Origin of the sequence: Pantoea graminicola, from assembly GCF_048452665.1 — a bacterium.
Lineage (GTDB): Bacteria > Pseudomonadota > Gammaproteobacteria > Enterobacterales > Enterobacteriaceae > Pantoea.
The window spans coordinates 86,741-111,642 of sequence record NZ_JBLWSJ010000008.1 but is presented as its reverse complement, the minus strand read 5'-3'; the positions used below and the strand labels follow the sequence as shown (position 1 = coordinate 111,642).

Here is a 24,902-nt window from a genome sequence, read left to right as displayed (position 1 = left end):
AACAGAACAGACAATTCTTAAAAATTATTAAAATAGTACTGACAGATTTAACTTAAGAAATAATTATTAATTGTCAGGATTAATATGCCGATAATGGCTATGTCTGGTTGAATAAGAATCTTTATGATTAAACAATTTTATTGAATTTGCTTTTTTTGTAATCAGATTTTTCTGACCATTATTAAACGGATATGCTATATTCCGGGAAAATTTCCCCTTTGTGGCAGGCCATGACTCATGAAGAATAATTACGATGATTTGCAGCGTTTTAAAGAGAAAACGCAGACGCTCGACATCGATTTTAAAGATATGTCTGGCCAGGCGCAGGAAGCGGCAGAACACAGCAAGTGGGCGCTGATTCGTCAGCTGGCGAAAGAGGAAAATCAGACCCCTTTTAGCGGCGGCCAGCGTATTGACCTGCCGCAACCTCAACCGCTGCGCGGTGATGAGTTTACGGCACCGCCACCGGAGGCGCCGCCTCGCCACGCCTCGCTCAGCGCGCAACCGGCCCTGGCGGCTGGCACGTCGATCCTTGAGAGCCTTTCAGGCAGCGCGATGCCCGCGCCCGCCAGAGCGGAAAATCACGCGGCGTCGCTCTTTCCGCCGCCGCCGCCGTCACACCCTGTGGCTCCGCCGCAGGAGGCAGCGCGCGTTGCGCCGGTCCGTGCCGCCACGCTCATCGCGCCTCAGCCCGCGACGGTCGCTGCAGCGCAGCCCGCACTGCCACCGGCCGCATCCGCTTCTGAACCGGGGCGCTTTGGTGCGCTGTTCCGCCCGCGTGAGACTCAGTTGCCAAAAGAAACCTTACTCAAACCGTTACTGGAGAAGATTGCGCTATGCCGTTAGTTTGTGTGTGCTCGCCGAAGGGAGGCGTGGGAAAAACGACGCTGGCGGCGAATCTGGCCTGGAGCCTGGCGCGATCCGGTAGCAAAGTGCTGGCCATCGATTTTGATGTGCAGAATGCACTGCGTCTTCACTTTGGTGTGCCGCTTAATGATGGCCGCGGCTTTGTGGCGCGTTCAGAAGAGCAGGCGGACTGGAGTCAGTCGATTCTCACCACCGGCGGCAATATCTTTGTTCTGCCTTATGGCGACGTCACGGAGCCGCAGCGCGAACGGTTTGAAGAGAACCTGATGAAAGATCCCCACTTCATTAAGCGCGGCCTGGACACGGTGCTGAACTATCCGGGTCTGGTGATTGTGGCCGATTTTCCGCCTGGCCCGGGTCCCGCCCTTAAAGCGATGACGGCGCTTGCCGATATGCATTTAGTGGTGATGTTAGCGGATACCGCCTCTGTGTCGTTATTACCGCAGATTGAAGAGAACCGGATGATTGGTAAACCGCTTAATAATAAGCAGGGGCACCACTTTATTCTGAATCAGTGCGATAACCGGCGGAATATTAACCGCGATGTCACCGCATTTATGCAGCAGCGGCTGGGCGATAATTTACTGGGCGTGGTTCACCGTGATGAAAGTGTGGGTGAAGCCAATGCCTCTCAGCAGTCGGTTTATGATTTCAGCCCCGCGTCGGCAGCCGCATTTGATATTGAACTGATCGCCAGACGCGTCAGCAGCATTCTGAATATCACCGTCGGTAATGGTGAAGTGCAGGCCTCTATCCGCACCAGCCACTATTAACCGGCTTCGGCCAGGTGGCTGACTTACACAGCTCTTCTCAGGGTGACTCATGAGTAAAATCGGGTTTTACCTGCTGCTGCTGGTGCTTGCACCTGTCGCTGCGGTGATCATCATTACGCCAATGGACAGCCAGAAGCAGTATATTTTTGGCCTGATCAGTATTGGCATGATGTTTTTATTGGGCTTCAGCAAGAGCCGAAAAATAACGGTGGTGATGGTTATTCTCTCCGCCTTAATGTCCAGCCGCTATATCTGGTGGCGGACAACGGAGACGCTGCATTTTAATTCCGAGGTCGAAGCACTCCTGGGAATCGGCTTATATCTGGCGGAACTTTACGTCTGGCTGATCTTAATTCTCGGCTTCCTGCAGACCACCTGGCCATTAAAACGCACCATCGAACCCTTACCCGATGACATCACGCTGTGGCCGACGGTCGATATTTATGTGCCCTCTTATAACGAAAGTCTGGATGTGGTACGCGACACCGTGCTGGCGGCGCAGTGTATTGATTATCCGCGTGACAAACTGAAAGTCTATCTGCTGGATGATGGCAAGCGCAGCGAATTTGCCCGCTTCGCGGCGGATGTCGGGGTCGGCTACATCACCCGCGACGATAATAAACACGCCAAGGCCGGCAACCTCAACCATGCGATGAAGATCACCAAAGGTGAGCTGATCTGCATCTTTGACTGCGACCACGTTGCGACCCGTACCTTCCTGCAGGCGACGGTCGGGCCGTTCCTGAAAGATCCGAAGCTGGCGCTGCTGCAGACGCCGCACTACTTCTATTCGCCCGATCCCTTTGAGCGCAACCTGCGCGCGGCGCGCAGCATTCCGAATGAGGGCGCGCTGTTCTATGGTCCGGTGCAGCAGGGCAATGATAACTGGAACGCCACCTTCTTCTGTGGCTCCTGTGCGGTCATCCGCCGTTCAGCACTGGAGGAGATTGGCGGCTTTGCGGTCGAAACCGTCACCGAAGATGCGCACACCGCTCTGAAAATGCAGCGTCTGGGCTGGGGCTCCGCCTTTTTATCGATCCCGCTGGCGGCCGGTCTGGCGACCGAGCGTCTGGGTCTGCACATCATTCAGCGTACCCGCTGGGCGCGCGGCATGACGCAGATTTTCCGCGTCGATAACCCGCTGTTTGGCCGGGGTCTGAAGTGGCAGCAGCGTCTCTGCTATCTCAACGCCATGCTGCATTTTCAGTTCGGCCTGCCTCGCGTCGCCTTCCTGACGGCGCCGCTGGCTTATCTGCTGTTTAACCTGAATATTATTCACTCCTCGGCGTCGCTGATCTTTGCCTATGTGCTGCCGCACCTGGTGATGTCGCTCTACGTGAACTCCCGTATGAATGGCCGTTTCCGTTACACCTTCTGGGGGGAGATCTATGAGACGGTGATGTGCTTCCATCTGGTGATCCCGACTCTGCTGACCCTGCTGTCGCCGAAACATGGCAAGTTCAACGTGACGGACAAAGGCGGCGTGCTGGACCAGGGCTTCTTCGATTTCCACATCGTGCGTCCGCACGTCATTGTGGCGCTGCTGCTGAGCATCGGGATCGTGGCGGGCATCGTCCGTGCCACGATGCATGACTATTTTGGCGTCGATCCTTATGTTATTGCGCTCAACGTCGGCTGGGCGATCTTCAGCCTGATTATCCTGATGGCGGCCATTGCCGTGGCCCGTGAAACCAAGCAGGTGCGTAAAACCATCCGCGTAGAGGTGCAGATCCCGGCGATTATCCATTACGCCAGCGGCATCTCATCACGCACCCTGACCAGCAACCTTTCGATGGGGGGCGCGCAGCTCGATGCACCGGACAGCCGCCATGAGTCGGACGAGATTGAAGAGATTGATCTGCTGCTGAAATCTGGCGCGATCACCATTCCGGTCAGCAAGATCTCCGGCGACAGGGAGAGCATCCGCCTGCGCTTTGAGGCGATGCCGCTGACGCGCCGTCGTGAACTGGTGCGGGTGGTGCTGGCGCGCGCCGATGCCTGGATCCAGCCGGAGTATAAGCAGGATAACCCGCTGATTTCGCTGGGCACCATTGTCCGTACCGTATTTGAGCTGTTCTGGCTGACCTGGAAGGGGCGCCACGATAAACGTAAAAAAGTCGACCCGGTTGCCGCGGCGGCGAAAGAGGATGGCGCGGCATGAAGATCCTGACGCAAACTTTACTGGCGAGTTCGCTGAGCGCCGCGCTGTGGCTGACGCCTGCGGTCGCGGAGACGCCGGTTGCCGGTGAGAGCAGCAGCGCCGCACCGGTAAACAGCCCGGCCCCGATGCCCCCGGATAGCACCGCCACAGCGCACGCTGACAGTGCAGCCGCCCGCGAGCCGGTCAACAGCCCGGCACCGCTGCCGTCCGGGGCCGCGGCCACCACGCCGCCAGCCGATACCGCCGTCAGTGCGCCCGCAGAAAATCAGGCACCGGCCAGTGCGACGCCTGCGTTGACGCCGGTTAACAGTGCGGCCACATTGGCCGCAGATCCAGCGCAGGCCGCGCCGACGGTCAGCGGTGGCAGGACGGCCGCGCCGTCACTCTCTTCAGCAGCCCCGGCTGCGCAGGCTGCAGAATCTGCACCAGCTTCAGCGCCACAGCGTGCCGTGGCGGAAACCACGCCGGCATCGGCAAATCCAGCTTATGCCCCGGCGGGTGAGGCGACCTCCACGCCGCAGGTCAGCGGTGAGGCAGCGTCTGTCGCTGCGCCGGAGGAGAGCAGCGGATCCGTCACTCAGGACAGCAGTGCGCTGTCCGACGTACCGCCGCCGCAGGGACTGAGCGGTGCCGATCCGGCGCTGGCGGCTGCCGCCAGCGCGGTGCCCTATGCGCCTGGCCAGACAACCGCCCCGGTAGCGGTGCCGCAGCCGGTGATCGCGGCGGCGATCAATCAGCCCATCAGCAGCACCCTCTCGGTGGCCCAGATGGGCCAGACGCGCGGCATCACGCTGACCGGAGGGCAGTTACAGTCGGGGATCACCTTTACCCTGCCCAGCGATGAGGTGATCACCAATGCGCGGCTGAATCTGACGCTGCGCGTGTCCGCCGCGCTGGCCGCCCGTAATACGTCACTGCAGCTGATGCTGAATGGTCAGCCGCTGGGGACGCTGCCGCTGGGCGCCACGGACAGCGACGTCAGTGACTATGAGCTGGATATTCCGGCAGCGATGGTGGTGTCGTCCAATAACCTCAGTTTTAAGATCAACGATGCGGACAAACTGCTGTGCGAAAAAGAGAGCGCGCAGCAGTATCAGGTCACGATTCTGCCGAAGACCGCGCTGCACCTTGAGGGACAGCAGCTCAATATCGGTACCAGCCTGCGCAATTTCCCGCGTCCCTTCCTGGATCCGCAGCGGATGACGGCCTCCGTAGTGACGATGGGCTTCGCCCGTCAGGTCTCGCCGGATGCCGTCAGCGCAGCGGCGCTGGTGGCCTCCTGGCTCGGCATTCAAAGTGACTATCGCGGCATCCGTTTCCCGGTGGTGCGCGGCGAACTGCCGGAAAATAACGGCATCCTGTTTGGTCATCCCGGCGATCGCATCGGCACCCTGACGCTTCCGGCCAGTAACGGGCCGATGCTGCAGCTGGTCGATAACCCCAACAATCCGGTTTACAAGTTACTGCTGGTCGTGGGCAATAACGACGATCAGTTGCGTCAGGCGGCCAACCGGCTGACGACGCAGCCGCTGAATACCGATGAGAACCATCTGCTGGTTTCCCCGCAGACCCTCGGCAACCGCAAGCCGTACGATGCGCCGCGCTGGATCAACACCGACCGCCCGGTGCGCCTGAGCGAGCTGCTGCGCAAAGATCAGAACCTGACCAGCAGCGGCATCTGGCATGATGCGCTGCGCGTGAACTTCCGCGCCGCGCCGGATCTGTTTCTGTGGGATGGCAACACGGTGCCGGTTAATCTGCACTATCGCTTTCCCTCCGAAAGCTGGATCGACGAGGACAATTCGTTCCTGAACGTCATGCTGAACGGCACCTTCCTGCGCAACCTGACGGTGAACAAGGTCGGCCTGCTGGAGAGCGCCTGGCATCGCCTGGGCGGAGATGCGCGTCAGGAGCAGTATCAGCTTAACCTCGAACCCTATCTGATCTATGGCGACAACCAGCTGGCGCTCTACTTCAATATTAAACCGCGGGCGGATGCGCCCTGCGGCGTGCTGCTGAACAACAATATCAAGAGCCGGATTGAAGAGGATTCGTGGATCGATCTGAGCCATACGCGTCACTTCAGCATGCTGCCAAACCTCTCCTACTTTGTGGGGGCGTCATTCCCGTTCTCGCGGCTGGCTGACTTTGGCCAGACCACGCTGCTGCTGCCGGAAACGCCCAGCGATGCGGAGCTGTCCACCCTGCTGGACCTGGCCGCGCGGGCGGGTAACGCCACCGGCGTTGCGCTGACGCAGAATCAGGTGCTGTTCGGTCTGCCCGCTGGCGGCACCCATCTGGCGCGCCTGGCGCAGAGCGATCTGCTGGCGGTCAGCACCACCGGCAACAGCGCCTTTAATCAGGCGATGCTGGCGGCCTCACCTTACGACGCCACGGGCAACACCTTCGGTGTGAAAGAGCCGGACGCGCTGGAAAAAGTGCGTGGCTGGCTGACCGGCGACTGGAGTCGTCAGCAACTGGATGCCGATCGTTACTTCTCCTCCAACGAGGCGTGGCGCGGCTTCCTTAGCTATCGCTCGCCGTGGAATCGCGATCGGCTGGTGGTGATGACGGTGGCGACCAGCGACGAACAGCTGCTGCGTCTGCACAACGATTTGAGTTCCGCGCAGATCAACGCCGCGGTGCGGGGCGATACGGCGATTATCACCGATGAAAACGGCATCCGCAGTTTCCGTGTCGGCGCGCAGTTCCCCAGCGGGGAGATGCCCTGGTACATGATGGTGGTGTGGTATGCCAACCAGCACTCGGTGCTGCTGGCGCTGGCGGCGCTGCTGGTTTCCGCTCTGGTGGGCAGTGGTGCCTGGGTGATGCTGAAGCGACATGCGTCGCGGCGTCTGAACCCCGGTCAGAACCGTGATTCCGGCAGGAAGTAAGGATAATAACAATGAAAAAAAATCTGTTAAGTGCCGGTATCCGCCATGCGCTGCTACTCGGCAGCTCGCTGGCCCTGTCGCAGCCGCTGCTGGCAGCGGAGAGCACCAACCCGGCGTTGCAGGCGCTGTTTGATCAGGCTTCCTACTGGCATCAGAAAGCGCACGACGATCTGGCGAAAGCCTCGCTGCAGAAAGTGCTGATGGTGGAGCCAGGCAACACCCAGGCGCTCTACCTGCTGGCGCTCTATTCACAGCAGGGCGGCGACAATGCGGCGGCGGCGCAGTATCGCGCCCGTCTGAGCCAGGTTTCCCCCAACGATCCGCATCTCAGCGAGCTGGATAACGCGCGTCAGCTGCAGACCATTCCGCAGGCGCAGCTTTCGCTGGCGCGTCAGCAGGCGCGCAGCGGCAACATTCCGGCGGCGTTGCAGACCTGGCGCAACACCTTCAGCGGCAATGAGCCGCCCGCCAGCGTCGCGGCGGAATATTATCTGACCATGGCGGGCGATCGCACGCTGCTGCCGCAGGCGGTTGAGGCGCTGCGCCAGTTCGCGGCCCAGCATCCGCAGGATACCGGCGCGCAGCTGGCGCTGGGTAAGGCGTTGACCTATCAGGAGTCGACCCGCCGCCAGGGCATTGAGGTACTGAGTTCGCTGGCGAGCGGCAATCAGGATGCCGACCGCTCGCTGCGGCAGGCGCTGCTGTGGCTCGGCCCGCAGCCGTCCGATGCGGCGCTCTACCAGACCTGGCAGCAGCGTCACCCGCAGGATTCCGCCGTTATCGACTACTACCGTAAAAACGTTGGCGGCGCAGAGAAAGGCGCGGGCTTCAGCGCACTGAACAGCGGTGATGTCGGTGGAGCGCAGGCCAGTTTTGAAAAAGTACTGGGGGCCAACCCTCAGGATGCGGATGCCCTGGCGGGCATGGGCTATGTGGCTCAGCGTGCCGGACGCTATCAGGAGGCGGCGGACTATCTGCAGCGTGCGGCTCAGCTCGGCGGCGACCAGGGGTCATCACGTCAGCAGCAGGCGGACGATGCCCGCTTCTATGCGCGGCTGGCGAGTGCCCAGCAGGCGCTGAAGAGCGGTGACAGCGCCCAGGCGCTGACGTTAAGCGAACCGCTGATCCAGGCGGAAGGCGAAAAGGGGCTGGCCGCCAGGCTGTTCCGCGCTGACGTGCTGCGTCGCACTAATCAGCCAGAGCAGGCGGAGCAGCTCTATCGCACCATTCTGCAAAGTGATGCGGATAACCGCAGCGCAAAAGAGGGACTGTTCTACGTGCTGCGTCAGCAGAACCGCACGGCAGAGGCCAATAGCCTGCTGGGCGCCCTGCCGGAGAGCGTGCGGCAGAGCGTCACGCCGCGTGCTAACGAAGCCGATGTTCTGCGTCAGCAGGCGAAACGTCAGCTGGCGGCCGGTAACAGCGCGGCGGCCATCACAACGCTGCAGCAGGGCGTGCAGCGCTATCCCACCGATGGCTGGCTGCGGCTCGATCTGGCGCGGCTCTATCGTCAGCAGGGCGACACGCTGCTGGCCGCCAACGTGATGCAGCCGGTGATGCGCAACGGAGCCAGCATCAGCGAACGCTACGCGGGCGCGCTTAACGCCAGTGAAAGCGGCGGCTGGCAGCAGGCCAGCGCGCTGCTGGCGCGGATCCCTGCGCAGTCGCAGACGGCGGCGATGCGTGAGCTGGCGCAGCGGGTGAATTTCAATCTGCAGATGAGCAGCGCCGATCACTATCTGGCGCAGGGCGCCACGACGGCGGCGGCCAACACCCTGAAAGCACTGGCGACCAGCCCACCGGCTAACCCGGTGGATGCCGGTAATCTGGCGCAGAAACTGGCACAGGCGGGCGATCTCACCAGCGCCGTGTCGGTGGTACGTACCAACCTGCAGCGTGGCGTGCAGGGCAATGCGGGTGACTATGCTGCGCAGATGGCGGTGCTGAATCAGGCCGGGCTCGGCAGCGAGGCGCAGCGTTTCCTCAGCAATCCGGAGCTGCAGGCCCGCAGCACTCCGACGCAGCTGGCGGGTATCCGCAACGGCTATCTGATCAACGAGGTGGATCGCCTGCGGCAGCAGCGGCAGTACGCCGCAGCCTACGACAAGCTGATCGGTGCGCTGCAGCAGGATCCGCAGAACCGCGACCTGATGTTCGCCATGGCCCGACTCTATCAGGACGGCAAAATGAACCGCGACGCGGGCGTGGTGTATGACTACCTGATGACGCAGGATACGCCGACCCAGGATGCGCGCGTCGGCGCCATTAACGTCGCGCTGGCGCAGAACAATGTGCCACGCGCCAATGAGCTGACCCGTGGCCTGAACAGTACGACCCGGTCGCCGGATCGTCTGCTGCTGCTGGCGCGGGTGGCGGAAGCCAACGGCGAACATTCGCAGGCGATGGCCTATCTGCGTTCGGCTCGCGGACAGCTGATTGGCCTGCAGGGTGCGCAGCCCGGCAGCGTGCCGACGGTCGGCGGACTGGCGCTGGCGGATAATCCGTTTATCAACCGCAACACCTCGCCGGTGGGACGTTCACCTTCGGCGTACGGCACCGTCCTGCCGTGGCAGGCGGCACCGGCGGAGGCGGCACCCCAGGGCGAACCAGCCGCAGGCAGCGAAATCGTGGCCCAGCGCGCGCAGACTCTGCACGATGTCGACACCATGATGGATTCTCTGCAGGAGAAAACCGGCACCTGGAGTCAGGGCATGGTGCAGGTGCGCGGACGCGATGGCGAGTCGGGCCTGAGCAAGCTGACGGAAGCCAAAGCGCCGCTGACCTTCTCGACCGTGCCATTTGAAAAGGCCCGCCTGGACTTTACCGCCACGCCGGTCTCCCTGACGGCTGGCAGTGGCGCAGCAGATGCCTGGCGTCGTTTCGGCACCAATGCCCTGAGTCAGGGCAACGTGGTGGCCGCAGGCGGTGCGACGGTGAATGACCTGCCGAACGCCACCACCGATTCACAGACCGCCTCTGGCGTCGAGCTGAATCTGGCGCTGAAGGGCGACAGCTACAAGGTGGATCTCGGCAGTACGCCGCTGGGCCAGGATCTCAGCACTCTGGTAGGCGGTGTGCAGTGGTCACCGAAACTCACTGACTTCCTGACGCTGATCCTGACCGGTGAGCGCCGCGCGATTACCGACAGCCTGCTCTCTTACGTCGGCGCAGAGGATAAAACCAGCGGTAAACGCTGGGGCCGCGTGACTAAAAACGGGGCCAATGCGCTGCTGAGCTACGACAATGGCGATGCCGGATTCTATGCCGGTGCAGGCGCTTACAGCTACCTGGGTGAGAATGTCGCCAGCAACAATAACCTGCAGGCGACGGCCGGGGCCTATGTCCGTCCGTTCCACACCGACGATCGCGAGCTGAAGGTGGGCATGAGCCTGTCGTGGATGGACTTCTCTAAAAACCTCAGCTATTTCAGCTACGGACAGGGGGGCTACTTCAGTCCGCAGAACTACGCGTCGGTTTCGTTCCCGATCGAGTTCTCCCGCAAGTTTGACGATCTGAAAGTGAACATCGGCGGGTCCGCTGGTTATCAGTCCTACAGTCAGGATAAGAGCGCTTACTTCCCGGCCGATGGCCGTCTGCAGTCAGAACTGGAATCCCTTGCCGCCCGCGGCAGCGTGAAAGAGGCTTACTACTCCGGCAACAGCAAAAACGGGATCGGCTACAACCTGCACGCCGGGGCGGACTACAAACTCAACAAAGATGTGACGATTGGCGGCCAGCTGGGCTATGACACCTTTGGTGACTATAACGAAAGCAGTGCGCAGCTCTATGTCCGCTATCTGTTCGGAGAGAAGTAATGAGTGAACATGCAGGGGTATCGCATCCTTATCAGCCGGGCTGGTTTGACCTGGTCAGCGTGCTGATCGACGGGATGATGGCCAATGGCGGTCAGCAGGAGGCGGAAGCCTTTCTTTATCAGATGGGTGAATCGCTGGCGACCCGCTATCCTTTGCCACAGGCGCGCACCGTGCAGGATCTGGAGCGCGAGTGTAATCTGCAGCTGGCACGGTTTAACTGGGGCTTTGTGCAGTTGCAGCCGGAAGAGACGGCGCTGCAGATTGCGTATCATGCTTTACCGGCAGGCGACAGCCTCCATTCAGCGGCGGAGTGGCAGGCCGCCTTTGGGGCGGTGATGGCCGGCCTTCTTTCGGGCTGGTTGCAGGGGCAGGGCGGCAGTAAGCGCGTGCCGGTGACACCTGAACGCAACGACGGCACGACGCTGCACTACCGATATCAATAGGACGGGATATGAAACGTAAGCCATTCTGGCTGGGCTGGATTTGCTCTGTATTACTGCTGGCCTGTAGCGCACAGGCAAGTGCCAGCGGCTGGGAGACCTTTAAAAGTCGCTTTGTCACGGCTGAAGGGCGGATCACTGATACCGCCAATAACAATGTCAGTCACACCGAAGGGCAGGGCTACGGCATGCTGCTGGCGGTAGCCAATGACGACCGCGCCACCTTTGATCGACTGTGGCAGTGGACCCGCAGCCAGCTGCGTAACCCGCAGACCGAACTGTTCTACTGGCGCTATGTGCCGGGCAGTGACGATCCGGTTGCCGACAAAAACAACGCCGCAGATGGCGATGTGCTGCTGGCCTGGGCCCTGCAGCGGGCCGCACAGAAATGGCAGGTGCCGGACTATCAGCAGGCGTCTGACCGGATCCAGCGCGCCATCATTAAACTCGATGTGATCCGTTTTGGCGGCCACACCGTGTTACTGCCGGGCGCGCAGGGTTTTAATAAGACCAGCTATGTGGTGCTCAATCCCTCCTATTTCCTGTTTCAGGCCTGGCGGGAGTTTGGCGAGCACAGCCATCTTCAGGTCTGGGATGCGCTGATCAATGATGGCTTTGACCTGCTGGGTAAGCTGAGCTTTGGCAAAACCGGTCTGCCACTGGACTGGGTCGCGCTGAATGCCGATGGCTCGGTGGCCCCGGCGGTCGGCTACTCTAACCGTTTCAGTTATGATGCGATTCGCGTGCCGCTGAACATCTGGTGGTACGACCCGCACAGCCTGGCGCTGGTGCCGTTCCAGCGAGTCTGGCAGGGTTACAGCCGGATGCTGACTCCCGCCTGGTTCGACGTGCTGGCCAATACTCCGGCGCCTTATCATCTGGAGGGAGGACTGCTGGCGGTTCGTGATCTGACCCTGAATGAGACCGGCTATCTCAGCGATCGGCTGGCGCCGGATCAGAACTACTTTTCGGCCAGTCTGCAGCTGCTGACCTGGCAGGCGTTTCAGGAGAAACGCTGACAGCAGGGCGGGTCAGGGCTTAACAGCGCCGACCCGCCGCTGACGGCTTACTCCGGATAGGGCACCCAGTCGCCACCGTTAAGCCGGATCCAGGGCTTACCCTGATACATCATCACCACCGCACCGTCGTTTTCCGACACCACCGGCGTCTGTGGCAGCTTATCCGCCAGCACTGACATATTCACATTTGGCGCATTAAAGACCTGCCCATCTACCACGCGCGACACCAGTTCCGAGATCGCCAGCAGGCTGGTCGGGGTATCAATGTTGAGCGGCTGTCCCTGATGAGGCGCCTTCATACCGACAAACTTAATCCCCACCGGCACATGCGTAATGCCAGGGCTGGGAATATCGCGCAGGCCTGACATCTGCATTTTATCGCCCTGCAGTGCTGCGCCATGCTCCGGCACCACCAGAACCATCACCCGACGGCCGGACTTCTCCAGCTGGGTGAGGAAGGTATCGATCTGATCAAACAGCTGTTGCGCACGCGGCTTCCACGGAGCGGTTTTGGTGCTGCCGAGGTCGCGGGTGCCGTCATGCAACGGGATCAGGTTGTAGAAGGTGGCGCTGCGCGCATCGCTGCTCTTATTACGATCGTCGAGCCAGCGCTGCATCAGCTGAGCATCATTAAACACCGGTGAGCTGTCGAAGGAGGTCAGCTCTGGCGCGATGCCCGCCTGCGACATTAGCGGAGCCTGAATGTCGCCCGATTCGCGCAGCTCCTTGAGATAGTTACCAAACACGCCGGTGTGGTCCATCATCAGCTGCTCTTTGAAGCCCAGCTTCGCCAGGTTGTCGAACAGATAGCAGCGCGCATCGGCCGGTTTGTAGAGATCGCTGTGCGAGGTCTGACCGCAGCTGGCGCGCAGCAGGCGAATCCCCGCCGGGCCGCTGTAGCTGGTGGCCGAGTTGTAGTTGGTCAGCATGATGTCGAAGTGCTGCCACAGTGGATGATTGCGCAGCTGGACCGCATCCATATCGGACCAGGCGAGCGAACAGATGTTGATCACCAGGATGTCGAACGGCTGTGAATCCGCTGGCAGGCTCTCCGGGAAGTGGGTGACGCGCTTGCGCTCACTCTCATAAAAACGGCTGAGCCAGGCGGTCAGGCTGGCGCTGGTGGGCGCGGCCGACTGATCGAGCCCATCCGGTACGGCTGCTGCCGGGGTTGCGGCGGGCGTCTGATTCAGGACAACCTGCGGCGTGGCAGCGCGTGTCGGCAGCAGCGACATCGCCGGACCCGCGATAGTCAGCACGTTGAGCCAGATCAGCATCAGTGACACCAGCACGGTAAGGCGGATCCACGGAGAGATAAACAGGTAGAGCACCAGCAGCACAAACAGCGCCCCCAGCATCTGCCAGTTAATGAAACGGTCAGCCAGATCGAGCAGATAATCAACGGAGAATCCCATCAGTTGATCGCCCTGACTGAGAATGCTGTTGATGCCGGGCAGCCAGGTATCATGCCAGAACAGCCCGAAACCCATCGGAATGGAAACCCAGTGACGCAGGCGATGTAGACGCACCGACGGCAGCGGGAAAAGCAGCCAGGCCAGAAACACCAGGTTGCTCAGGGCGTGAAAATTGAGATAGCCGTACCACAGCAGAGCGAACTTGACTAAAAAGTAGAAGTTCCAGCCGCCTAATCCACGCCAGCCGGACCACAGCCGGGCGGCATGACCCGCAGTGGGTTGATCATTTTTCATTAACTTTTGCATCCGTTTTTGAAGAGTGACGCTGCCAGTGCCCTTCAGACTTCAGCGCACGAGCAGGTAACAGGCGATTCAGCAGACCATACCAGCGACGCGGCAGCCACTGCTGCCACACCGGTTTCAGAAGCAACACGATCCCTGTCGCCAGCAGGGCAATCTGTACCCAGTCCATCAGGTTCATCGGGGCTCATTCTCCGGCAGTAAAGTAATGGGCTGCGGTGTCGCGCGTTCAGGCTTTTCTGCGGGCCGTGGGAGGGCGTCGCGCGCCGGTCCGGTCTCCGCTGACAGCGCCTGCAGCGCCACCGGTCTCCTTTTTTTGATATTGCCGATCTCGGCCTGAATCTGGTTATCCTCAAACCAGATAATCCGGTTGGCAAAGAGTTCGTCGTGCGGCAGTGAAAAGATAAATGTCAGGGCTTTATCCAGGTCGTTATAGCGGCAGGAGGAGAGAAACAGGATAACGCGATCCTCCAGCACCGTGACCAGGTCCCCAAAGCGACGCGGCTTGCAGAGCGTCAGGATTTGCTGCGGGCTAAGCTGCGGCACCGGGCGCAGGGCGACCAGCAGACCTTTGTCATTTTCCGGCAGCAGCGGATTACTGATAAGCTGGCCGACCGCCTGACAGAATGCCTCAGGAGGCAGATAGCCCTTTTCATGCAGCGGCTGCAGCGAGGCGATCAGCGCGTCCAGACTGGCGGGCACCAGACGGCTGAACCGCTGCCCCTGAATCCCTTCCAGCAGAGTAAGGAACTGCGACATCGCGGCCGTTGTAGGCACGATGCTGTTCACACCGCACGCCTGCAGCAGACGCTCATCGCTGTAACGCAGGCTGACGCCCATCTCACGCACCACGATCTTCAGCCCGTTGCCCCGGGCGCGGCGCAGACTGTGCACCATTTTTGCCAGTTCGCGGATCTGTTCGCTGTGCGTCAGACTGAAAATAACGGTGGCGGCATTAGCCTGCTGTGCCTCTTCCCATACCTGCTGATTATCTTCAAACAGCCGCCACTGACGTGAAAGCGGTGGTGCGCCTTCAAGCACGCTTTTATCGGCCAGATAATGCTGTTCATCATTCAGGCTCAGTGGTTCCAGCGTTTCTTTTAACGCAAAGAAATGTTCATCTTCACAGCCCAGACGCAGCGTGCGATCGGCCAGCAGTCGTTCACCGGCGTACCACCAGCTTATTTGATATTGCCAGCCACCCTGCTGAAAGGTTAAATAAGCCAAGCCGTCCATATAACGAAAATAACGCTGCAGATTGTTACTCTGATTAAATTGCGTGATTCCGGACGTGACAATGAGAAGCGTCATCTTTCTTTTATGCAGCAGCCTGCGCATGCGCATTATCCAGTCGCTTAATTCCGCTGCATTTAACTTATCCCACTGCGCAGCCGAGCTGCTAAAGATTATCAGCCCATTTTTACTGCCCAGCGTGCGGGCAAAATCCCGCTCCAGCTGCAGCAGGCTTTTTTTATTTTCGGGTAATGAAAACAGCGGGATACGATCGGGGCCACCCACAGGATCCGGCGTCAGCAGCGCCTGAGGCGGCTGGCCGGCACTAATGAGTGTGACAGACTGCTGATGCGATATAACCTGACGAATAAAAGTATGGGCGTCCTGCGGGCGTGTGCAGCTTACCCAGTAACAGCCAGGCGTTTGCAATGCCGACACTTCGGGCTGAACCTGTTGCAGCCCCAGCGAAAAAGAATTTTTCATATTGAATTCGTTATTTTTCCAGCCCCGGCTAGTTTATTATAGACAGCATAGGTTGTAACCTGACTAATTAAAAATAACTGATTACCGATCATTTACCCTTTCCGGCCATCGTACCGATTCTGGAAACCACTTTCCAGATTGAGGGCAAATGTAACTGTCCTGTTGCAGACATTTTATTCGTGGCGAGAAATAATGAAAAACCCAAATGTTTATACGCTGGCCGCCGCTCAGCATGAACCTCAGGATGATATCAGCGCGCTGCGCGACGCTTTTTCTCTGCATGCGTTTCGTTATGTCGATATTGCGCGTGAAGAGCGGCTGAAAGAGATTGTGGCTCGCTGGCCGCTTTTATCGGAAACCCTGTCTGCGCTGCCGGGGGCCACCCGCTGATGCCGCAGATTGCGCTTCAGGGCATCCGGGGCGGCGTCGGCACCACCTCGCTCTGCGCGGCTCTCGGCTGGGCGCTGACCGCGCTGGGCGAGCGGGTTCTGCTGATTGATGGTTCGCCGGTCAGTCAGCTGGGTGCGCACTTTAATCTGCCCGTACAGGTTACGCAGGGCTGGATGCAGGCGCTGTGTGACGGCGGTGACTGGCAGCAGTGTGCGCAGCGCTACCCGCAGGGACCAGACCTGCTGCCGTATGGTCTGCTTTCCTCCTCTGACCCGGCACAGGACAGGTCTGTCGCCGCGCCGCTTCTCGACGCACTTCCGGCGCTGCGCAGGCGTTACGGCTGGATTCTTTTCGACCTGCCTGCCGACAGCGCGCCGTGGCACGAGGGACTTCTCCCGCAGCTGGATGGTCTGCTCTGCATTACCACGCCGGACGCCAACTGCCATCTGCGTCTGAGCCAGCGACGGTTTCCTGCAATGACCCGGTTTCTGATTAATCAGTTTAATGCCAACAGCCGCCTGCAGCAGGATCTGCATCAGCTCTGGATGGCATCGCTGAATCCGCTGATCCCGCTGCTGATCCACCGCGATGAGGCGCTGGCCGAAGCCCTGATGATGAAGCAGCCGGTCGGGGAATATCGGCCACATGCGCTGGTCAGCGAAGAGATCTCCACCCTGGCTAACTGGCTGCTGCTGCATCTGAAGGGGAACCACGCGTGAACCCGTTACGCTGGCTGCTGACCGCCCCGGCCTGGCAGGGGGTACAACGGCGCTATGCGGACGCACGTCGTCATGGCGCCTCGCGCTTCGCCAGCGCCTTTAATCTGTTCTGGTGCGGGCTGGTGGTGATGCTGTTCCGCGTCGAAACACCCGGCTGGCAGCGCATTCTCCGGCAGCGCCGCCGTCTCTATCCGCATATTTCGCCAGAGCGCCCCCGGCCGCTCGATTTTCTGCGCTATCTGATTCAGACGCTCTGGCTGGTGATTGTCCTGCCAGCAGAGGCGCCCCGCCGCCGGGCAAATGGCTTCGCTGCGCTGATTCGCTGGCGGCAGCAGGTCTACCGCTGGCTGGAACGGCGCGCAAAACGAGCCGAATCGAACCCGCTCGGTGCGCGCGCCGAACAGCGGCTGAAGCGTCTTCCGCCGCTGCTGCGTTATGCGCTTTTTATCGGGATGGGGCTCTTCGCCTCGCTGCTGGCGCTGCTCTGCATCAGCCAGCCCTTCGATCTGACGACGCAGTTTATCTTTGTGCTGCTGCTCTGGGCGCTGGCGATGGGCATAAGGCGGGTACCCGGCCGTTTATCCACCATGATGCTGATTGTGCTGTCGCTGACCGTATCCTGCCGTTATCTCTGGTGGCGCTATACCTCGACGCTGAACTGGGACGATCCGGTGAGCCTGGTACTGGGCCTGCTGCTGATTGCCGCAGAAACCTACGCCTGGGTGGTGCTGGTGCTGGGCTATTTCCAGACCCTGTGGCCGCTTAACCGGCAGCCGGTGTCGATGCCAGACGACCGCGCGACATGGCCCTCGGTGGACCTGCTGGTGCCCACCTACAACGAACCGCTGAGCGTGGTCAGGCCGACGCTCTACGCCGCGCTGGGTGTCGACTGGCCGAAAGATCGCCTGAACATCTATCTGCTCGACGACGGTAAGCGCCCGGAATTTCGTGAGTTTGCCGAAAGCATTGGCATTCACTATGTGGTCCGGCCGGATAATGCACACGCCAAGGCGGGCAACATCAATCACGCGCTGAAAACGCACTGCCGCAGCGACTTCGTGGCGATCTTTGACTGCGACCATGTGCCGACGCGCGCCTTTCTGCAGATGACGATGGGCTGGTTTATCAAAGATCCCCGACTGGCGATGCTGCAGACGCCGCATCACTTTTTCTCACCCGATCCGTTTGAGCGCAACCTGGGGCGTTTTCGCCGCACGCCAAATGAGGGCTCGCTGTTTTACGGGCTGGTTCAGGATGGCAACGACACCTGGGATGCCACCTTTTTCTGCGGCTCCTGCGCCATTCTGCGCCGTGACGCGCTGGAGAAGATTGGCGGTATCGCCGTTGAGACCGTGACAGAAGATGCGCATACCTCGCTGCGCCTGCATCGCCTCGGTTACACCTCCGCCTACATCCGCATTCCCCAGGCGGCCGGGCTGGCGACAGAGAGCCTGTCAGCCCATATCGGCCAGCGTATCCGCTGGGCGCGCGGCATGGTGCAGATTTTCCGTCTTGATAATCCACTGTTCGGCAAAGGGCTGAAGTGGGTGCAGCGCCTCTGTTATGCCAATGCCATGCTCCACTTTCTTTCCGGGATCCCGCGGCTGGTGTTCCTGCTGGCGCCGCTGGCGTTTCTGCTCTGTCATGCCTACATCATCTATGCACCCGCGCTGGCGATCGCCGTCTATGTGCTGCCGCATATGCTGCACACCAGCCTGACCAACTCGCGCATTCAGGGACGCTGGCGACACTCGTTCTGGAGCGAAGTCTACGAGACGGTGCTGGCGTGGTATATCGCCCTGCCGACAACCGTCGCGCTGATCAACCCGCACAAGGGCAAATTCAACGTGACCGCCAAGGGCGGACTGGTCGAGAAGCGGCATCTGGACTGGGTGATCACCCGCCCTTATATGATGCTGGTTCTGCTCAATCTGGCGGGCGTGGTGATGGCCTTCTGGCGGCTGCAGCACGGCCCGGCCAATGAAGTGTTAACGGTGTGGGTCAGCCTGGTCTGGGTGATCTACAACATGGTGATTCTGGGGGGCGCGGTGGCGGTGTCGGTAGAAGCCCGACAGATCCGCGAAGCGCATCGGGTAGAAATTGCAATGCCTGCGGCGATTTCGCGCGAAAACGGCCACATGCTGCCCTGCACGCTGCGTGACTATTCGGATGGCGGGGTCGGCCTGGAACTGCGTGAGCCGGATGCGCTGCTGGAGGATGAGAAGGTCTGGTTGCTGCTGCGCCGCGGCCAGCAGGAGTTCAGTTTCCCCTGCAGGGTGCAGCGCGTCTTTGGCCTGCGGGCAGGCGTGCGTCTCGACGCCCTGACTACCCGCCAGCATATCGATTTTATCCAGTGCACCTTCGCCCGCGCCGATACCTGGGCGCTGTGGCAGGACGGTTTTCCTGAGGATAAACCGGTGCAGAGCCTGGCCGATATTACGATTCTCGGCTTCAAAGGGTATCTGCGCCTGGCGGAATATGGTCCGCCGCAGTTACGTCGGTTGTTTAACCTGCTTACCGCTGGGGTAAGCTGGCTGGCTTCGCTGTTGCCGCAGGGCATCGGTCGCGCGCCTGCTTAAAATTCTGCATTGAGTTGATGATATGACGACAACGAAAGTAAACAGGTGGGTCGCTGCGCTGCTGCTGGGCTCCGCAACACTAAGCTGCGCACTGGCGCAGGAGACGGCGCCGGTCACTGCCGCTGCGGAACCCGCGCAGCAAACGATGCCGCCGGAGGCGGGTGCGCCGCTGCGCAGCAGTCAGCTAAATTTTGTGACGCTGGCGCCGCCGCCAGGCAGCATGACGCTGAGCGGGACGCGCAGCACTGGCCAGATCGAATTCGGGGTGCGCAGTGATGAGGTGGTGACGCGTGCGCTGCTCAACCTCAGCTTCCGCCCGTCGCCCGCGCTGCTGCCCACGCTGTCGCAGCTGAAAGTCTACCTCAATGATGAGCTGGTGAGCCTGATTACCCTGACGCCGGAGCAGATGGGCAAAGAGAATCAGATGCAGCTGGCGATCGATCCCCGGTTTATCAGCGACTTTAACCGCCTGCGCTTTGAGCTGGTGGGGCACTACGCAAACATCTGCGAAAATCCGGCTAACAGCACCATCTGGCTCGATATAGGTAAAGAGAGCGGACTGGATCTGACGCTGCAGAAGCTGCCGCTGAAAAACGATCTCTCCCACTTCCCCGAGCCTTTCTTTGACGCGCGTGATAAGCGGCCATTAATGCTGCCGATGGTGTTTGCCGCCGAACCGGACATTAAGCAGCAGCGTGCCGCCGCCATCCTTGCCTCCTGGTTCGGCAGCAAGGCCGCCTGGCGTGGACAGCGTTTTCCGGTGCTCTACGATCAGTTGCCTCAGCAGCAACATGCGGTGGTCTTTGCCACCAACGATACCCGCCCGACGTTCCTGAAAGATCTGCCTCCGGTGATGAAACCGACCGTAGAGATAATCAGTCAGCCTGACAATCCCTATGAGAAGATGCTGCTGATCCTGGGACGCAATGACGATGACCTGCTGACGGCGGTGCAGGGGATTGCACAGGGTGAGTTGCTGTTGCGCGGTGATACCTCCACCATCGATCAGGTTACGCAACTGGCCCCGCGTCAGCCCTACGATGCGCCCAACTGGGTGCGCACCGATCGCCGCACTACCTTTGCCGAGCTGTCGCAGTATGAGAACCAGCTGCAGTCTGACGGTCTGCAGCCCAATCCGATCAGCCTGACGCTGAATCTGCCGCCCGATCTCTTCCTGGTGCGGGCGCGCGGAATTGATATGGATCTGAGCTATCGCTACACCTCGCCGCCCCAGCAGGATGGCTCGCGGCTGGCCGTGAACCTGAATAACCAGTTTATTCAGGACTACCCGCTGATGCCTAAAAATACTGCCGGGCAGCAGCTGCTGCATATTCCGCTGATTCAGGGCATGCTGGATAAGAATCGTGAACTGCGCATCCCCGCGTTACGTCTGGGTGTGGTCAATCAGCTGCGCTTCGATTTTGACTATGCCAACACCTTTGTCGGCGGCACGGCTGACGGCCGCTGTGAAACCGTCACACCGGTCGGCCATCATGTGGTGCTGGATGAGAGTTCCAGCATCGACTTCTCCGGCTATCGCCACTACATCGAAATGCCGTCGCTGCAGACCTGGGCCAATGCCGGTTTCCCCTTCAGCCGCCTGGCCGATCTCTCTCAGACGCTGGTGCTGGTTCAGCCCGATCCGGATGCACAGCAGGTCAGCACGCTGCTGAACGCGCTGGGTAATATCGGCGCGCAGACCGGCTATCCGGCGCTGCGCGTGCAGCTCACCGATGACTGGAGCAGCGCGAAAAAACAGGATGCGGATCTGCTGATGATCGGCGGCATCCCTGCCGATCTTCAGGATGACCAGCGGATCAGCGCGCTGGTGAAGGCTACCGCCAGCTGGCTGAAAAAACCGGTGCGCCAGACCGCTCAGCAGACGCAGTCGCTCAGCGCGGCGGAACGAACGGCAGAAAGCCGTACCGCGATAGGTTCCCGAGGGCCGCTGGCGACCGTAATCGGTTTCCAGTCTCCTTTCTACGATCAGCGCAGTGTGGTGGCGCTGCTGGCCGATGGCAGTCCGCGAAGCTGGCAGCTGCTTGATGAAGCTCTGGAAGACAGCGGCAAGCGCAGCGCGATCTCCGGCTCCACCGCAATTATCCGCGAATCGGGCGTCAACAGCCTTCGCGTGGGAGAGACCTACTTTGTGGGCCATCTGCCGTGGTGGGAACGGCTCTGGGCCACGCTTGCGAACCATCCGTTCTGGCTGGCGCTGTGCGCCGTGCTGGTTGTGGTGCTGTTCGCCCTGCTGGTCTGGCGTCTGATGCGTCTTGTCGCGCACCGCCGCCTGCTTGACGATGAAGATGAATAAGGCGCCTCTGCTGCGGGCAGGTGTCCTGATCGGCGTGCTGGGTGCGCTGTCGGGACAGGCTGCGCCGGTCGCCGGGCCTCAGGTTTCACCGGTCGACTGGCTGCTGACCCAGGTACGTATTGGTGAATCAACCAATAAATATGAGCTGGTGCAGCAGTCGCTCTACCGTCTGGAGAAGATAGACCCGGATAACCCTCAGGTGCTGGCGGCGCGTCTGCGGCTGGCGCTGCATCAGGGCGATCTCACGGCGGCGCAGACGCTGCTGGATCAGCTCAACCGGCAGGCGCCCGGCTCGGCGGCAGCGCGTGAGTCGGCAGCAGGACTGCGCATGATGTCTCCTGACGGACGGCAGCAGTTGCAGCAGGCACGACTGCTGGCCACCTCGGGCCGTCTGGCGGAGGCGAAAGATGCCTATGATGCGCTGTTCAGCGGGGTATTCCCCGACCCGAACATCGCGCTGGAGTACTGGCGGCTGCTGGCGCGACTGCCCGGACAGCAGGATCGGGCCTGGCAGCAGCTGCAGCAGCTGGAGCAGCGTTATCCCGGCAATGTCGGGGTCGGATTGCAGATTGCCCGCATGGCATTTGATCGCCAGCAGCCGGAGCTGGCTACCGCGCAGCTGAAGCGGCTGGCGGAGAGCAGCGGCGGCCGCGATGCCGCGGCTGACCTCTGGCTGCAGCACATCAACGATCAGACGATCAGTGACAGCAGCGTGGCGCAGCTGAAAGCGTATCTGGCGGTGTTCACCGATGGCGATGCGCATCAGCAGGGCATGGAGGCGCTGAGCAGGCAGCAGAAGACCCTGGCCGATCCCGCCTACCGTGAACGGATGCGGGCGCTGGCGCTGGTGGAAGCAGGCAACGTGAATCAGGCGATGAGCACCCTGAATCGCGCGCTGAAGGCAAATCCTGATGATGCCGAACTGATGGGCGCGATGGGGCAGACGCAGGCCCGCGCGGGCCATCGCGCTGTCGCCATTCTGTGGCTGGAGCGTGCCATTAAAGCGGGTCAGCAGAGTACGCTGGTCGGCAAATGGCAGTCGCTGCTGCAGACCAACCGCTACTGGCTGGCGATAGAGCAGGGCGATAAGGCGCTGGCGCAGCACGATATTAAGAGTGCCGAGCAGCACTATCGCACGGCTCAGACGTTCGACAGCAGCGACAGCTATGCCCTGATTGGGCTGGGTGATGTGGCGATGGCGCGCAACAACAGCGCCGGTGCTGAGCAGCTCTGGCAGCGTGCGCGCCAGCTGGACGGCTCGAACATTACCGCGGTACGTCGGCTGGCGGCACTCTATCAGGCCGTTTCACCCGCCCGCGAAATGGCGTTTATCAATTCACTACCGGCCGCGCAGCAGCGGGCTCTGGCCGACACGCTGCGCGCACTGCGCAGCGACAGCCTGCGTGCGGAGGCCGACACCCTGGCGCAGCAGGCCCGCTGGCCGCAGGCGGCGGAAAAATATCGCGAGGCGCTGGCGCTGGCGCCGGATGATGTCTGGCTCAGCTATCGGCTGGCTGGCGCGCTGCGCAATCGCGGTGACGTGCAGCAGGCAAATGCGGTCATGCGCGCCGTGGCACAGCAGCATCCGCAGGATCCCACTGCGCTTTACGCCACCGCGCTCTGGTTCTCAGGCAACGACGATGAGCGCACGGCACTGGCTACGCTCCAGCGCCTGCCCGGGTCGCAGTGGAGCGGTGATATGCGCCAGCTCGCTGAACGCCTGAAGCAGAACCAGATCTTTGCCCAGGCCGACAGGCTGCGGGCCGCAGGCAATGAACAGGCGGCCATCGCGCTGCTTGAACAGCAGCCGGTTTCCGGCCGACGCGATCTGACGCTGGCCGACTGGGCGCTGGCGCGCGGTGACGCACAACAGGCGCTGACGGGCTATCAGCAGGTGCTGTCGCGCCAGCCGGAGGATGGTGATGCGGCGCTGGGACGCATCGAGGCGCTGGTTGCCCTGCAGCGCAACGCTGAGGCACGCCAGGCGCTGGCGCAGCTGCGGCCGGCAGCGCCGGGGCTGAATGTGGCGCGCCGCGTTGCGCTGGCGTGGCAGGCAGTGGGCGAGACCGCGCGGGCCGCTGAGCTGTTCGCCGGGCTGAAACAGCGTGCCGCGTCGCTGCCACCTTCCCAGGCTAAGGCGCTGCTGTTCCGGGATGCGGCCCGGCTGGAACGCGCTCAGCAGCAGCCCGAACAGGCGCTGGCAGATTATCGTGAGGCGATGACGGCCAGCGGTATTAATAGTGGGGGCAACCTCAGTCGCGCCACGCGCAACGATCCCCGGGATACGTGGCTGGAGCGCGGCCTTCGCAGCGACACCGCCGATCTCTATCGTCAGCAGCAGACCACGCTGACGCTGCAGCAGGACTACTCACGCAACAGCGGCACCGGCGGCATCTCAGATTTCACGGCACACACCACGATGCTGCAGGCAGAGCGCCCGCTGGCCGACGGGCGCGGCTTTCTGCGCGTGGATCGGGTGGACCTCTCTGCCGGCACTTTTGCCACCCGCAACGGCAGCATCGATGAACGCTTTGGCAGCTGCGACGACGCCAGTTCGGGTGGATGTCGTGGTCCGACGCACCAGCGCGACAGCGGCACGGCGCTGGGCGCAGGCTGGCACAATGGTGTCTGGTCGGCCGACCTGGGCACCACGCCGCTGGGTTTTGAGGTCACGAACTGGACCGGCGGCCTGAGCTGGAAAACGGATATCCGCGATCTCGGTGTGACGCTGACTGCCTCACGCCGGCCCATCACCAGCTCACTGCTGGCCTATGCCGGCACGCGCGATCTGGCCGCCAGCGGCGGCAAACGCTGGGGCGGCGTGGTGGCCACCGGCGGCAGTATCGGACTGAGTTACGATCAGGGCGGCGCGCACGGCGTCTGGGGTGACATCAGCGCGCATCAGATCAGCGGCAAAAACGTCGCCGATAACAGCCGCGAGCGCCTGATGGGGGGCTACTACTACAAACTGATCAACAGCGATAACCGCCGCGCCACCGTCGGACTGAACACGATGCTCTGGCACTATCAGAAGGATCTCAGCGACTACACGTTCGGTCAGGGCGGCTACTACAGCCCGCAGCAGTATCTCTCGTTTTCTGTGCCGGTGACCTGGCGGCAGCGAACGGAGAACTGGTCGTTTGATCTTGGCGGCTCACTCTCCTGGTCGCATTCCGCCACCCATGCGCAGCAGCGTTATCCGGTCAATCCGGGCTTCGCTCTGGCCAGCAATCCCTCGTCTGCCAGCAGCACCGGCGGCGGTGTCGGCTATACGCTGCAGGCGGTCGTGGAGCGGCGGCTGACGTCAGACTGGTTTATCGGCGCGGGTGTCGACATCCAGCAGGCGAAGGATTACACGCCGAGCCACGGCCTGATCTATGTGCGCTACGCGGCCGGAGGCTGGGAAGGGGATCTTGATATGCCGCCGCAGCCCCTGATCCCTTACGCGGATTTTAAATAATCCCGGCCGGGAAAAAGCCGGACTTTTCAGACGGTAAAAA

General features: G+C 61.2%; 15 protein-coding genes. 12 read left to right on the top strand and 3 right to left on the bottom strand.

What is annotated here, in order from left to right; genetic code table 11:
- Positions 1 to 237 precede the first annotated feature (237 nt).
- Genes bcsO through ACNY69_RS17470 form a run of 7 tightly spaced genes read left to right on the top strand, consistent with a single transcriptional unit; the run spans position 238 to position 11,969 of the window.
- Entirely contained in the window at positions 238 to 846 is a 609-nt protein-coding gene (gene bcsO, locus ACNY69_RS17500) for a cellulose biosynthesis protein BcsO (RefSeq protein ID WP_111142068.1), read from the top strand.
- A complete protein-coding gene (gene bcsQ / locus ACNY69_RS17495; RefSeq protein WP_111142067.1) occupies positions 837 to 1,640 on the top strand; it encodes a cellulose biosynthesis protein BcsQ in 804 nt (267 codons plus the stop codon). The genes bcsO and bcsQ (ACNY69_RS17495) overlap by 10 nt, the downstream gene beginning before the upstream one ends.
- Before the next feature lie 49 nt (positions 1,641 to 1,689).
- Positions 1,690 to 3,801, top strand: coding sequence for a UDP-forming cellulose synthase catalytic subunit (gene bcsA, locus ACNY69_RS17490; RefSeq protein WP_418799352.1), 2,112 nt, complete (start codon positions 1,690 to 1,692; stop codon positions 3,799 to 3,801).
- A complete protein-coding gene (gene bcsB, locus ACNY69_RS17485) occupies positions 3,798 to 6,695 on the top strand; it encodes a cellulose biosynthesis cyclic di-GMP-binding regulatory protein BcsB (RefSeq protein ID WP_418799351.1) in 2,898 nt (965 codons plus the stop codon). The genes bcsA (ACNY69_RS17490) and bcsB (ACNY69_RS17485) overlap by 4 nt, the downstream gene beginning before the upstream one ends.
- Before the next feature lie 11 nt (positions 6,696 to 6,706).
- Positions 6,707 to 10,510, top strand: a complete 3,804-nt coding sequence (locus ACNY69_RS17480) for a cellulose biosynthesis protein BcsC (protein ID WP_111139432.1) — start codon at positions 6,707 to 6,709, stop codon at positions 10,508 to 10,510.
- The gene (gene bcsD / locus ACNY69_RS17475; RefSeq protein ID WP_111139433.1) at positions 10,510 to 10,953 is read left to right on the top strand and encodes a cellulose biosynthesis protein BcsD; all 444 of its coding nucleotides are present in this window, start codon (positions 10,510 to 10,512) and stop codon (positions 10,951 to 10,953) included. Before ACNY69_RS17480 ends, bcsD begins: the two co-directional genes overlap by 1 nt.
- Before the next feature lie 8 nt (positions 10,954 to 10,961).
- Positions 10,962 to 11,969, top strand: coding sequence for a family 8 glycosyl hydrolase (locus ACNY69_RS17470; protein WP_111139434.1), 1,008 nt, complete (start codon positions 10,962 to 10,964; stop codon positions 11,967 to 11,969).
- A gap of 47 nt (positions 11,970 to 12,016) precedes the next feature.
- Here ACNY69_RS17470 and bcsG read toward each other — a convergent pair whose 3' ends face one another.
- Genes bcsG through bcsE form a run of 3 tightly spaced genes read right to left on the bottom strand, consistent with a single transcriptional unit; the run spans position 12,017 to position 15,400 of the window.
- Complete coding sequence (bcsG, locus tag ACNY69_RS17465) at positions 12,017 to 13,678, bottom strand: cellulose biosynthesis protein BcsG (RefSeq protein ID WP_111139435.1); 1,662 nt, start codon at positions 13,676 to 13,678, stop codon at positions 12,017 to 12,019.
- The gene (gene bcsF / locus ACNY69_RS17460; protein WP_111139436.1) at positions 13,668 to 13,865 is read right to left on the bottom strand and encodes a cellulose biosynthesis protein BcsF; all 198 of its coding nucleotides are present in this window, start codon (positions 13,863 to 13,865) and stop codon (positions 13,668 to 13,670) included. The genes bcsG and bcsF overlap by 11 nt, the downstream gene beginning before the upstream one ends.
- The gene (gene bcsE, locus ACNY69_RS17455; protein WP_111139437.1) at positions 13,862 to 15,400 is read right to left on the bottom strand and encodes a cellulose biosynthesis protein BcsE; all 1,539 of its coding nucleotides are present in this window, start codon (positions 15,398 to 15,400) and stop codon (positions 13,862 to 13,864) included. The genes bcsF and bcsE overlap by 4 nt, the downstream gene beginning before the upstream one ends.
- A gap of 192 nt (positions 15,401 to 15,592) precedes the next feature.
- Here bcsE and bcsR point away from each other — a divergent pair, with 192 nt between their 5' ends.
- Genes bcsR through bcsC form a run of 5 tightly spaced genes read left to right on the top strand, consistent with a single transcriptional unit; the run spans position 15,593 to position 24,862 of the window.
- Entirely contained in the window at positions 15,593 to 15,790 is a 198-nt protein-coding gene (gene bcsR / locus ACNY69_RS17450) for a cellulose biosynthesis protein BcsR (protein WP_111139438.1), read from the top strand.
- On the top strand, positions 15,790 to 16,509 hold the full coding sequence (bcsQ, locus tag ACNY69_RS17445; protein WP_418799347.1) for a cellulose biosynthesis protein BcsQ: 720 nt from the start codon (positions 15,790 to 15,792) through the stop codon (positions 16,507 to 16,509). Before bcsR ends, bcsQ (ACNY69_RS17445) begins: the two co-directional genes overlap by 1 nt.
- Complete coding sequence (gene bcsA, locus ACNY69_RS17440) at positions 16,506 to 19,088, top strand: UDP-forming cellulose synthase catalytic subunit (RefSeq protein ID WP_111139440.1); 2,583 nt, start codon at positions 16,506 to 16,508, stop codon at positions 19,086 to 19,088. The genes bcsQ (ACNY69_RS17445) and bcsA (ACNY69_RS17440) overlap by 4 nt, the downstream gene beginning before the upstream one ends.
- Positions 19,089 to 19,110: 22 nt before the next feature.
- On the top strand, positions 19,111 to 21,402 hold the full coding sequence (gene bcsB / locus ACNY69_RS17435) for a cellulose biosynthesis cyclic di-GMP-binding regulatory protein BcsB (RefSeq protein ID WP_418799345.1): 2,292 nt from the start codon (positions 19,111 to 19,113) through the stop codon (positions 21,400 to 21,402).
- The gene (bcsC, locus tag ACNY69_RS17430) at positions 21,395 to 24,862 is read left to right on the top strand and encodes a cellulose synthase complex outer membrane protein BcsC (protein ID WP_293770648.1); all 3,468 of its coding nucleotides are present in this window, start codon (positions 21,395 to 21,397) and stop codon (positions 24,860 to 24,862) included. The genes bcsB (ACNY69_RS17435) and bcsC overlap by 8 nt, the downstream gene beginning before the upstream one ends.
- Positions 24,863 to 24,902 lie beyond the last annotated feature (40 nt).